Annotated in this window: 10 protein-coding genes; 9 read left to right on the forward strand and 1 reads right to left on the reverse strand. The window is 64.6% G+C overall.

All coding sequences use genetic code 11. The features are described from left to right. Positions 1-21: 21 nt before the first annotated feature. The 7 genes from grpE (at position 22) to AC1DYS_RS30825 (ending at position 9258) form a co-directional block, all read left to right on the forward strand. Positions 22-555: a nucleotide exchange factor GrpE gene (grpE, locus tag AC1DYS_RS30795; protein WP_477905681.1), complete on the forward strand. Its 534-nt coding sequence runs from the start codon at positions 22-24 to the stop codon at positions 553-555. 90 nt (positions 556-645) lie between these two features. After that, on the forward strand, positions 646-2598 hold the full coding sequence (gene dnaK, locus AC1DYS_RS30800) for a molecular chaperone DnaK (protein ID WP_477905683.1): 1953 nt from the start codon (positions 646-648) through the stop codon (positions 2596-2598). A 94-nt stretch (positions 2599-2692) separates the two neighbouring features. Next, positions 2693-3847, forward strand: a complete 1155-nt coding sequence (gene dnaJ, locus AC1DYS_RS30805) for a molecular chaperone DnaJ (RefSeq protein ID WP_477905685.1) — start codon at positions 2693-2695, stop codon at positions 3845-3847. Between the two features lie 127 nt (positions 3848-3974). After that, positions 3975-5495, forward strand: coding sequence for a tetratricopeptide repeat protein (locus AC1DYS_RS30810; protein ID WP_477905687.1), 1521 nt, complete (start codon positions 3975-3977; stop codon positions 5493-5495). 58 nt (positions 5496-5553) lie between these two features. Continuing rightward, entirely contained in the window at positions 5554-6234 is a 681-nt protein-coding gene (locus tag AC1DYS_RS30815) for a response regulator transcription factor (protein ID WP_047496221.1), read from the forward strand. Beyond that, positions 6231-7550, forward strand: a complete 1320-nt coding sequence (locus tag AC1DYS_RS30820; protein ID WP_477905689.1) for a sensor histidine kinase — start codon at positions 6231-6233, stop codon at positions 7548-7550. The genes AC1DYS_RS30815 and AC1DYS_RS30820 overlap by 4 nt, the downstream gene beginning before the upstream one ends. Before the next feature lie 28 nt (positions 7551-7578). Then, the gene (locus tag AC1DYS_RS30825) at positions 7579-9258 is read left to right on the forward strand and encodes a phosphoethanolamine transferase (RefSeq protein ID WP_477905691.1); all 1680 of its coding nucleotides are present in this window, start codon (positions 7579-7581) and stop codon (positions 9256-9258) included. Between the two features lie 6 nt (positions 9259-9264). Here the strand turns inward: AC1DYS_RS30825 and AC1DYS_RS30830 are convergent, their stop codons facing one another. Beyond that, positions 9265-10374, reverse strand: coding sequence for a PA0069 family radical SAM protein (locus AC1DYS_RS30830; RefSeq protein WP_477905693.1), 1110 nt, complete (start codon positions 10372-10374; stop codon positions 9265-9267). Between the two features lie 119 nt (positions 10375-10493). Between AC1DYS_RS30830 and AC1DYS_RS30835 the strand changes: the two genes are divergently transcribed. Both AC1DYS_RS30835 and AC1DYS_RS30840 read left to right on the forward strand, forming a co-directional pair. Beyond that, positions 10494-11579: a M4 family metallopeptidase gene (locus AC1DYS_RS30835; protein WP_477905695.1), complete on the forward strand. Its 1086-nt coding sequence runs from the start codon at positions 10494-10496 to the stop codon at positions 11577-11579. Positions 11580-11587: 8 nt separating this feature from the next. Beyond that, positions 11588-11893: a protealysin inhibitor emfourin gene (locus tag AC1DYS_RS30840; RefSeq protein WP_477905697.1), complete on the forward strand. Its 306-nt coding sequence runs from the start codon at positions 11588-11590 to the stop codon at positions 11891-11893. Positions 11894-11903: the final 10 nt, after the last annotated feature.

Raw genomic sequence — 11903 nt, forward strand, 5'->3', positions numbered from 1 at the left:
CCTTCGACAGGTATTCGACCCATGCAGAACACAGAAGACACCTCTCAAAACCAAGCACCCGGCGAGCAACCCGAGTTCTTTCCCGAAACCCCTGTGCAAGCAGCACCGACCGACCAGCCGTCGGCCGAAGACCGTCTGGCCGAGATGTCGGACGCCTACCTGCGCGCCAAGGCCGAGACCGAGAACATCCGTCGCCGCGCCGAAGAAGAAGTCGTGAAGGCACGCAAGTTCGCGGTGGAAAATTTTGCCGACAGCCTGCTGCCGGTGAAGGACAGCCTCGAAGCCGCCATCGCCATCCAGGCTGCGACTCCTGAGCAGCTCCTCGAAGGCGTGCACGCCACGCTGCGCCAGTTGGCTGCTGCGCTCGAGCGCAACAAGGTTCTCGAGATCAACCCGCCGGCGGGCACCAAGTTCGACCCGCATCAGCACCAGGCCATCAGCATGGTCCCGGCCGAGCAGGAGGCCAACACGGTCGTTGCCGTGCTGCAAAAGGGCTACCTGATCGCCGACCGCGTGCTGCGCCCGGCCCTGATCACCGTAGCCGCTCCCAAGTAAGACCGCATCCACAAGCTGCCGGCCCTTGAAAAGCACGCAGTTATCCACAACTCGAACACATCAGTTTTTACAGTCTGCAGGAGAACATACATGGCAAAGATCATCGGCATTGACCTCGGGACCACCAACTCGTGCGTTTCCATCATGGAAGGCAACACCACCAAGGTGATCGAGAACAGCGAGGGCGCCCGCACCACGCCGTCCATCGTGGCCTACCAGGAAGACGGCGAGATCCTCGTCGGCGCCTCGGCCAAGCGGCAAGCCGTCACCAACCCGAAGAACACGCTGTACGCGGTGAAGCGCCTCATCGGCCGCAAGTTCACTGAGAAGGAAGTGCAGAAGGACATCGACCTGATGCCCTACAAGATCGTGGCTGCCGACAACGGCGACGCGTGGGTCGAAGTGCGCGGCCAGAAGCTTGCTGCGCAGCAGGTCAGTGCAGAAATCCTGCGCAAGATGAAGAAGACCGCCGAAGACTATCTCGGCGAAGCCGTCACCGAGGCCGTGATCACGGTGCCGGCGTACTTCAACGACGCGCAGCGCCAAGCCACCAAGGACGCCGGCCGCATTGCCGGCCTCGACGTCAAGCGCATCATCAACGAGCCCACCGCGGCCGCGCTGGCCTTCGGCCTCGACAAAAACGAAAAGGGTGACCGCAAGATCGCTGTGTATGACCTCGGCGGTGGCACGTTCGACATCTCGATCATCGAGATCGCCGATGTCGACGGCGAGAAGCAGTTCGAAGTGCTGTCGACCAACGGCGACACCTTCCTGGGCGGTGAAGACTTCGACCAGCGCATCATCGACTACATCATCACCGAGTTCAAAAAGGAACAAGGCGTCGATCTGTCGAAGGACGTGCTCGCGCTGCAACGCCTGAAGGAAGCTGCTGAAAAGGCCAAGATCGAACTGTCGAACAGCGCCCAGACCGACATCAACCTGCCGTACGTGACGGCCGATGCGTCGGGCCCGAAGCACCTGAACATCAAGCTCACCCGCGCCAAGCTTGAAGCACTGGTCGAAGAGCTGATCGAACGCACCATTGCGCCTTGCCGCACCGCCATCAAGGACGCAGGCGTGCAGACCAGCCAGATCGACGACGTGATCCTCGTCGGCGGCATGACCCGCATGCCCAAGGTGCAGGACAAGGTCAAGGAGTTCTTCGGCAAGGAGCCGCGCAAGGACGTGAACCCTGACGAAGCCGTGGCCGTGGGCGCTGCAATCCAGGGCCAGGTGCTGGCAGGCGACCGCAAGGACGTGCTGCTGCTCGACGTGACTCCGTTGAGCCTGGGCATCGAGACCATGGGCGGCGTGATGACCAAGATGATCGCCAAGAACACGACCATCCCGACCAAGTTCGCACAGGTGTTCTCGACCGCCGAAGACAGCCAGCCGGCCGTGACCATCAAGGTCTACCAGGGCGAGCGCGAAATGGCCGCCGGCAACAAGAGCCTGGGCGAGTTCAACCTCGAAGGCATCCCGCCGGCACCGCGCGGCACACCGCAGATTGAAGTGAGCTTCGACATCGACGCCAACGGCATCTTGCACGTGGGTGCCAAGGACAAGGGCACCGGCAAGGAAAACAAGATCACCATCAAGGCGAACTCCGGCCTGAGCGAGGCCGAGATCCAGCAGATGGTGAAGGACGCCGAGCTGAACGCCGCCGAGGACAAGAAGAAGCTCGAGCTGGTGCAGGCCCGCAACCAGGCCGACGCGCTGGTTCACAGCGTGAAGAAATCCCTGGGCGAGCATGGCGACAAGCTCGACACTGCCGAGAAGGAAAAGATCGAAACCGCCCTGAAGGAAGCCGAGGAATCGCTGAAGAGCGAAGACAAGGCCGCCATCGAGGCCAAGACCGAGGCGCTGATGACGGCCAGCCAGAAGCTGGGCGAGAAGGTCTATGCCGAAGCGCAGGCGGCCCAGGCAGCGGGTGCCGGTGCTGGCGCCACGCAGGCCGAAGCTCCGCAGGGTGCAACGGCAGGCAAGCCGGCCGATGACAACGTCGTCGACGCCGAGTTCACGGAAGTCAAAGACAAGAAGTAAGCGCAGCAAGGGCGCCATTGCACCCTCCCCCGTGGGCTGACCAGCACACGGGGGATTTCGCGTTCAAAGCAGTAGCAAAAGCGACATACACAGCATGGCAAAGCGTGACTATTACGATGTGCTCGGCGTAGCCAAGAACGCCTCCGAGGACGACATCAAGAAGGCCTACCGCAAGCTGGCCATGAAGCACCACCCCGACCGCAACCAGGGTGACGGTGCCAAGAAATCGGAAGAGCAGTTCAAGGAGGCCAAGGAGGCCTACGAGATGCTCTCCGACCCTCAGAAGCGTGCGGCCTACGACCAGTACGGCCATGCCGGCGTCGACCCGAATGCCGGCGGCTTCCGCCCCGGTGGCCCGGGCGCTGAAGGCTTCGGCGGCTTTGCAGAAGCCTTCGGCGATATCTTCGGTGACATCTTCGGCGGCCAGGGCGGTGGCGGCGGGCGGCGGCCGGGTGGCCAGCAGGTCTACCGCGGTAGCGACCTCAGCTACGCGATGGAGATCACCCTCGAAGAGGCGGCCAACGGCAAGGAAACGCAGATCCGCATCCCCAGCTGGGAAGAATGCGTCACCTGCCACGGCAGCGGTGCCAAGCCCGGCTCCAGCGCCAAGACCTGCCCGAGCTGCAATGGCGCCGGCACGGTAAGCATGCGCCAGGGCTTCTTCAGCATCCAGCAGACCTGCCCGCACTGCCACGGCACGGGCAAGATCATTCCCGAGCCCTGCGTCACCTGCCACGGGCAAGGCAAGGTCAAGAAGAACAAGACGCTGGAAGTGAAGATCCCCGCCGGCATCAACGAAGGCATGCGCATCCGCTCGGCAGGCAATGGCGAGCCGGGTACCAACGGCGGCCCCGCCGGCGACCTGTACATCGAGATCCGCATCAAGCAGCACGAAATCTTCGAGCGCGACGGCGACGACCTGCATTGCACCGTGCCGGTCGGCATGACGACTGCCGCCCTCGGCAGCACGATCGAAGTGCCCACGCTGGGAGGCAAGGCCGAGATCGAGTTGCCTGAAGGCACGCAGCACGGCAAGACCTTCCGGCTGCGCGGCAAGGGCATCAAGGGTGTGCGTTCCAGCTATCCCGGCGACCTGTACTGCCACGTGAGCGTCGAGACGCCGGTCAAGCTGACGGAGCACCAGCGCAAGCTGCTGCGCGAGCTGGACGACTCGCTTTCCAAGTCGGCCGACCGCCACTCGCCCAACACCAAGGGCTGGACCAACCGGGTCAAGGACCTGTTCAAGTAGGTCCTTTCTAACGGGCCCGCGGAGTGGCGCGACGTCGCGCAGCATCCTGTCCTCGCAGTTGCGCGAGTTCGGCGTAGGAACGGTCGTCCAGTGCGGGCGCGTTCACGACGCACGCAAGCAGCTCGAGGTGCGCCCGTTCGACGTGGTGCTGTGCGAGCACCGCTTCGACGCCGAAGACAGCAACTACACCGCGCAGAATCTTCTCGACGACCTGCGCCGCAGCCAGCTGCTCCCCTTCTCCACGGTGTTCATCATCGTGACCGGCGAGGCGTCTTACACCATGGTGGCCGACGCGGCCGAATCCGCCCTCGACAGCTACCTGCTGAAGCCCCATACCGCCACCGCACTCGGTGAGCGACTCACGCAAGCGCGCCGTCGCAAAAAGGTGCTCGGCGACATCTTCACTGCCATCGAGCAGCAAGACCACGACCAGGCCACGCGGCTGTGCCTCGCGCGATTCGCGAGCCGCGGGGCCTATTGGCTCTACGCCGCTCGCATCGGCTCCGAGTTGCTGCTGCGCCAGGGCCGGCACGACGAAGCCCGCAAACTGTGTGAGGCCGTGCTCGCCACCGGCGCCCTGCCCTGGGCACGCCTGGGCATTGCGCGGGCCCAGATCGAAGGCAATCAGCCGGCCACCGCCATGCGCACGCTGGAAAGCCTGATCTCAGACCACCCCACCCATGTCGATGCCTACGACGTGATGGGGCGTGTGCAGGTCGACCAGGGCAACCTAGGCGAAGCGCTCGAGACCTACCGCAAAGCCAGCGCCCTCACGCCAGGTTCGATCACACGCCTGCAGAAGCACGGCATGCTCGCGTTCTACATGGGCGATCGCGACGAATCGGCCAAGATGCTGGAGCGCGCAGCTGCCATCGGCATCAGCTCGAAGATGTTCGACTTTCAGTCGCTGGTGCTGCTGGCGTTCGCCCGCTTCCACCAGCGCGACAGCAAGGGTCTGCAGCGCTGCCTGGACAACCTGCAGCACGCGCTGGAGCGCGCGCCGCAAAGCCGGCGCCTGCAGCGCTTCGTCTCGGTCGTCACCGTGTTCAGCCTGATGCTGCGCAAGCAGGTGGCCGCCGTGGTGAGCGAGGTGCGCCAGCTCTTCGGTAACCTGCAAGAGCCCAGTCTGGACGTCGAATCCGCATGCAACCTGCTGGCGCTGCTGGCCCAGCTCACCGCCAGCGAATTGCAGCTGGACGGTGGCAATGCCTGGGTCGACACGCTGGGTATGCGCTTTGCAAGTTCCAAGGGCCTGACCGAACTGCTGGCCGGCGCCGCCGTCTCGCATCCACCTTTTGCCGACCGTGTGCGCGAGGCTCACGCCCGCATTGCAGAGATGGCGGAGCAGGCCATCACACACACCGTGCAGGGCAACCACCGTGCAGCGGTGCAAACGCTGATCGCCCATGCAGAACGCACGCTGAACACCAAGCTGATCGAGATGGCCCGCATGACTCTGCAGCGGCACGGCAGCAAGATCGACGACGCACCGGCGCTCTCTGCACAAGCCGAGGCACTGCGCGAGCGCTATGCCTCCGGCGTGGGCGCGGTGACACTCGGCCAGGCGGGCGGGCGACAGCCCGGTGCGCTCAACTTGCGCGATGCCCGTCCCGACGATGCCGCGCCCCCCGAAGCGGCCGCGGCCTGAGACCCCACAGGCCGCAATTCAGCTTCACTTCAGCGCTTGCGCAGCGACAATCACGCCCATGCACATCACACTGATCGAAGACGACGTCGATCTCGGCCAGGCCGTGGCCGATCACCTCGTGGCCCAGGGACATGCCGTGGAATGGCTCAAGACCGCCTCGCATGCGCGCACCGCGATCGCCCGCCTCAGCGAGCAGCGCGACACCGACATGGCCTTGCTCGACCTCGGCCTGCCCGATGGCGACGGCATGGACTTGCTCGCCCAGGTGCGGCGCCAGTCCACGCCATTCCCGGTGCTGGTGCTGAGCGCGCGCGACCAGATTCGCGACCGCATCAACGGTCTCGCCTCGGGCGCCGACGACTACCTCGTGAAGCCCTTCGACCTCGAAGAACTGAGTGCCCGTGTCGACGCCGTGGCACGGCGCTATGCACTGAAGCCGACACCGCTGCTGCTGCTCGCTGGCGGTGCCCAGGTCGACTTCCACGTGCAGGTGGTGCGCCGAGACGAACTCACGCTGTCGCTCACCGCCATGGAGTGGGCATTGCTGCGCTGCTTGGCCGTGCACCCCGGGCAGACGTGGAGCAAGGATGCGTTGACGCGCCGCCTCTACTCGCAAGGCGAAAGCAGCGACAGCAACACGCTTGAAGTGCTGATCAGTCGCCTGCGCAAGAAGCTCGGGCCTGAGGCCATCAGCACCACACGGCAACTCGGGTACCGGCTGGAGCGCCTGCCCGGATGACACCGCGCCGCTGGAGCCTGGCGCGGCTGCTGCGGCTGCGTCTGCTCGTGGCGGTGGGCTTGCTGTGGACGGCGGCGGCCATCGTTGCCACCATCGCCGTGCGCCATGAGCTGAACGACGTGCTCGACAGCGCCCTGCTCTCACTCGCCGAACAGATCCCGATCGAAGCCGCGGCCTGGGCCGTCGACACCACCCCATCCCTGCCCATGGTGCCTCACGAAGAAGTGATGCACGTGCTGGTGCGAGACGCGAAGGGCACCGTGCTGCGCCAGACCGGGTCCACACGCGACATGCCCTGGCCGGTGAATGCCGCACCGGGGCTGTCCACGATGGGCGGCTGGCGCGTGGCGACGCGCCGGGGCATCGACAGCCAGGTGACCGTGCAGGTTGGCGAGCCCTTGAATGAACGCCGTCAATCGCTGACCGAAAGCACGGCAGCGCTGGTGCTGCCGCTGCTCGCCTTGCTGCCGCTCGCCGCACTGCTGATCGACCTCCTGCTGCGCCGCTCGTTCAACAGCGTGAAGCAGGCCAGCGACCAATGGCGGGCTCGACCCGCGGGTGACATCTCGCCTCTGCAGGCGAACGACCTGCCGTCGGAGTTCGACCCGATGATGGCGTCGATCAACGTGCTGGTTGATCGCCTGCAAGGCGTGGTGCGTGCCGAGCGCGCGTTTGCAGCGAGCAGCGCACACGAGCTGCGCACGCCGCTGGCTGCAGCCCGTGCGCAGGCGCAGCGGCTCGTGGCCGAACTGCCCGAGGGCGACGCGCAAGAGCGCGCACTGGCGCTGGTGCGCTCGCTCGATCGGCTGAGCAACACGGCGACCAAGCTGCTGCAGCTTTCGCGTGTGGAGTCCGGCATCGGCCTCGCCCGCGAGCCTGTCGATCTGTGCCAACTTGCGACGCTGGTGCTCGATGAGTTTCGCCACCATGCCCACGCCATGGATCGGCTGGCCGTGGACTTGCCCGAGCAGCCGGTGATCGTGCAGGGCGATGTCGACGCACTGGGTATCGCCATCCGCAACCTGATCGAAAACGCGCTGAAGCACGCGCCGCAGGCGCAAGTGGAGCTGCGCGTTGAAGCGCCCGGCCGCGTCGTCGTCAGCGACGATGGTCCAGGCGTCCCCACCCACACGCTGCCGACACTGTCGCAGCCGTATTCGCGCGGCTCCGCGCGCACGGAAGGCACCGGCCTGGGCTTGTCCATCGTGGCGCGCATCGCCCAGCAGCAGCATGCGTCGCTGGTACTGGAGTCGCCTTTGCCCGGCGAGACCTTCGGCTTCCGTGCCACACTGACCATTGCGCCCTCTGGCGCGTAGCCCTTTGTCTCGCTGCTTCATTTCGCTGATGCGTTTTTTCCGTCGATCCAACGTCACCGCCACGCCCGCATCAGCCCCCGAGGGCTGGAACCCGTTGACCCTTGCATGGCTTGCCAGCCTCTGGTTGGCAAGCCTCGCCAACTGGCCGCTTTGGTTCGCGCTGGGCGACCTGCCCGAGATGGCTTCGCTGCGCGGCCGTGTGTTCATGCTGGCCTTCTGCGGCATGGTGACGGGCTTGACCGCCCTCGTGCTGACGCTTGCGGCTTGGCGCTGGAGCATCAAGCCGGTGGTGGCGCTATTCCTGGTCGCGGCGGCCGCCGGTGCGCATTTCATGGGCACCTACAACGTGGTGATCGATTCCACGATGATCGTCAACGTGCTGCAGACCGACGCGCGCGAGACGCGCGACCTGCTCAGCCTGCGCTTGTTCATCGGGTTCATCGTGCTGGGCGTCGTGCCGTTGGTGTGGCTGGCGCGCGTGCGGGTACAGCGCCTGTCCTTGTGGCGGCAACTCAAGCGCAACCTGCTGGGCCTGCTCGCAGCCATCGTGCTGATGGGTGCCCTGCTGATTATCTTCTTCGCGGACATGTCGGGCACGATGCGCAACTACAAGCAGGTGCGCTATCTCATCAACCCGCTCAACTCCTTTTATGCGCTTGCGATGGTGGCTGTCGACGCGCAGGCCAAGCCCAGCGGGCCGCCGCTTGTGGTGGGTGCGGATGCCAAGCTCGCGCCACGCCCGCCCGGAACCAAGCCGCCGTTGCTGCTGCTCGTGGTAGGCGAGACGGCTCGTGCTGACCATTTCTCGCTGAACGGCTACGCCCGCACGACCAACCCGGAACTCGCAACGCTGGGCGTGCAGAGCTTTCGCGAGGTGAGTTCATGCGGCACCAGCACGGCCACATCGTTGCCGTGCATGTTTTCTGTGTTCGGCAAGTCGGTCTTCGAGTCTGAAAGCCACCCACACGAAAACCTCCTCGATGTGCTGCAGCGCGCGGGCCTTGCCGTGCTGTGGGTCGACAACCAGGCCGGCTGCAAAGGGCAATGCGAGCGCGTGCCCAATGCCGAAGCCAGTACGCCGGCGCCCGGCAGTGCCGCCCTGCCCGCGTCCTTGTGCCAGGACGGTGAATGCCTCGACGAAGCCCTGCTGCTGGGCCTGGACGCACGCATCGCGGCCCTGCCCGCGGACCGGCGCGAGCGCGGCATCGTGATCGTGCTTCACCAGATGGGCAGCCACGGACCGGCGTATTGGAAGCGCTCGCCGTCTGATCGCAAACCTTTCCAGCCGGAATGCCAGACCAACGTGCTGCAGCAGTGCGATCGGCAGGCCTTGATCAACGGCTACGACAACTCGATCGCCTACACCGACCACGTTCTGGCCGGCGCGATCGGCTGGCTGCAGAAACGCACGTCCACCAACGAGCCGGCGATGTTCTACATGTCGGACCACGGCGAGTCGCTGGGCGAAAACAACCTCTACCTGCACGGCTTGCCCTACGCATTTGCGCCGCGCGAGCAGAAACACGTGCCAATGGTGATGTGGCTCCCGCCCGCAGCGACGGCGTCGAAGCCCGATTGTTTGACGACTCAGCTGAACACCCGTTTCAGCCACGACAACCTTTCTCACACCGTGCTGGGCCTAATGGGCGTGCAGACCGAGGTCTATCGCCCGGCGCTCGACGTCAGCGCCCCCTGCCGGGCGCCTTGAGGCGACTCAGAACAGCTCGCCCTGGCCGTTGCTCGGAGGAAGGCGCGGCTTCTGGAACAAGCTAAGGTCGAGCTCGATGCGCGTCTTGTTCAGCTCGAAGCGCGCACAGGCCTTGTCGAAGCGCTGGCGCAGCAGCTCTGCCCAGACGCCCTCGCCTCTCATGCGGCTGCCGAAAGTGGCGTCGTAGTCCTTCCCGCCGCGCATCTCACGCACGCGTGCCATCACGCGCCCGGCCCGGTCGGGGAAGTGCTGCTCCAGCCACTGCTGGAACAGCGGATTCACCTCCCACGGCAGCCGCAACACCACGCTGAAAGCCGCTCGCGCACCTGCCGCCGCAGCGGCTTCGAGAATGCGTTCGATCTCGGGTTCGTTGATAAAGGGGATCACTGGCGACACGCTCACACCCACCGGCACTCCGGCCTTGGCCAGCGTCTCGATGGTGCGAAGACGTCGGTGCGGCGCCGCGGCTCTCGGTTCCAGGATTCGTGCGAGGTTGGCGTCGAGCGAGGTGACCGACACGTACACCGCCACCAGGTGATCGGCGGCCATCGGCCCGATGAGATCGAGGTCACGCTCGATGCCCGCTGACTTGGTAACCAGCGAAAACGGATGCCGACATTCGGCCAGCAACTCGATGATCGAGCGGGTGATGCCGAGCTTGCGTTCGATGGGTTGGTAGGCGTCAGTCGCCGAGCCAATGTTGAGGAAGGAAGCTTCGTAGCTGCGACTGGCAAATGCCTCGCGCAGCCGCTCGGCCGCGTTCACCTTGGCGATGATGCGGGTCTCGAAATCGAGGCCGGGTGACATGTTGAGATAGCTGTGCGTCGGGCGCGCAAAACAGTAGATGCACCCATGCTCGCAGCCGCGGTACGGGTTGATCGACAGGTCGAAAGAGATGTCGGGTGAATCGTTGCTCGACAGGATCGACTTGACCCGTTCTTCGATGATCTGTGTGGCGACCGGCACATGCTCTTCGCTCGCAGCCTGGTCGAGCGTGCCCCAGCCATCGTCGAAGGTTTCGCTCGGCTGCCGCGTGTAGCGGTGCTCGATCGCCCAGGCCGTTCCGCGCCCCTTGAGTTGCGTGACGTCGATGGGAACAGAGGGCTTGCGATTCATACTGTTTATTTATACAGCATTCATCTGCAGTCCTCAAGAAGCCTTTGTCGCAGGAGTTCTATCTCCCGGGATCAAAGCACTTCGATAAACTGCACCGCAACCTTTGACGAGGAGACCCGATGGCTCAAGACTTGTTCTCTCAGGCTGACACACGTCGTGCGACCTTCACTCGCTTTTGTTCGCATTGCTGCTTCATCGTGCCGCCCGAGGTGCTGAGAAGGTACTCGCGTGACCCGAGCCTCGATGCTTCGACCCGCAAGGCACTGCAAGACACCTACCTCGAGACTGAGCGCCAGCGGGGCTTAAGAGAAGCTCATCGCATCGCCATCCTGCGCGACGTGGAGCGATTCGCGGCGCAGAAAGCCACAACGCTTCCAGCGCAGCACCTGTTCGATTGCCAGAACCGGAAAGTCTTGCCCGGCAGCCCGGTGTCGTCGATGACCGGCGGATTCACGACGGTGTTCGATACGACGCAGAAGGTGGCCGAGTTCTACAAGACCGTGCTCGGCCGAAACTCGATCGACAACAAGGGCATCGACCTCGTCTCCAGCCTGCATTACAGCCAGAACTACGACAACGCGTTCTGGAATGGCCAGCAGATGGTGTACGGCGATGGCGATGGCGAACTCTTCACCGAGATGTACCTCTCGCCCGACGTCATCGGCCACGAGCTGACGCACGGCGTGACGCAGAACGAGAGTGCGTTGCGCTACGAAGGCGAATCGGGCGCGCTCAACGAAAGCATCAGCGACGTCTTCGGCGCGGTGTTCAATCAATGGCTGAACCAGTGGCCGGTCACCGAACCGCAGGCCTGGCTCGTGGGCGCGGGCATCATCGCGCCGCCGACGAAAGCCAAGGGCTTCACCTGCCTTCGCGACATGCTGCACCCGTCGGCGGAGCACTGCCTCTCGCAACAGCCCGAGCTTTACAGCGAGATGGACCCCACGGCAGACGTGCATGACAACAGCGGCATACCCAACAAGGCCTTTGCGCTGTTTGCAAGCGCCGCCGATGGGCAGGCCTGGGGTCAGGCCCTCCAGGTCTGGTACGCCTCGTGCACGAACCGGCGGTTGCGTACCGACGCCACCTTCAGCGAGTTCGCCAGCCTCACCGTGGCCAGTGCCCAAACGGTTGGAGGCGCGTCGCTCGCGGCGAAATGTCGCAATGCCTGGCAGCAAGTCGGTGTGCCCTTGAGCGAGGCGTAGCGGTTGCCATGGTCGCTCGGGGTGCAAATGACGTGGTGAAGGTGCGGATCGAGCGCAGGGGCGGCTTGGCTGGGCTGCATCTCAGCGTCGAACACGGTTGCGAGTCGCTGGAGCCCCAACAGCGCGAGGCCATCGCGTTCCTGTCGACTGCTGCTTCAAATCCGTCGGCTCCAACGGGAGCGGATCGTTTTCAGTACCGCGTCCACCTCGCATATGCCGATGGCAGTGAACGAACGATCGACGTCTCTGAGGCGGCTATGCCGGAAGCGCTCGTGTCGTTGACCAAGCCAGCCTCTCCGCAGAGACGCACCTGACCACTGAGCA

The sequence above is a fragment of the Rhizobacter sp. P2_G4 genome, assembly GCF_056403575.1.

Bases quoted from the DNA above. Each gene is read 5' to 3' on its own strand.
- grpE (WP_477905681.1), top strand. From the start codon at position 22: ATGCAGAACACAGAAGACACCTCTCAAAACCAAGCACCCGGCGAGCAA.
- dnaK (WP_477905683.1), top strand. From the start codon at position 646: ATGGCAAAGATCATCGGCATTGACCTCGGGACCACCAACTCGTGCGTT.
- dnaJ (WP_477905685.1), top strand. From the start codon at position 2,693: ATGGCAAAGCGTGACTATTACGATGTGCTCGGCGTAGCCAAGAACGCC.
- AC1DYS_RS30815 (WP_047496221.1), top strand. From the start codon at position 5,554: ATGCACATCACACTGATCGAAGACGACGTCGATCTCGGCCAGGCCGTG.
- AC1DYS_RS30820 (WP_477905689.1), top strand. From the start codon at position 6,231: ATGACACCGCGCCGCTGGAGCCTGGCGCGGCTGCTGCGGCTGCGTCTG.
- AC1DYS_RS30825 (WP_477905691.1), top strand. From the start codon at position 7,579: ATGCGTTTTTTCCGTCGATCCAACGTCACCGCCACGCCCGCATCAGCC.
- AC1DYS_RS30830 (WP_477905693.1), bottom strand. From the start codon at position 10,374: ATGAATCGCAAGCCCTCTGTTCCCATCGACGTCACGCAACTCAAGGGG.
- AC1DYS_RS30835 (WP_477905695.1), top strand. From the start codon at position 10,494: ATGGCTCAAGACTTGTTCTCTCAGGCTGACACACGTCGTGCGACCTTC.
- AC1DYS_RS30840 (WP_477905697.1), top strand. From the start codon at position 11,588: ATGGTCGCTCGGGGTGCAAATGACGTGGTGAAGGTGCGGATCGAGCGC.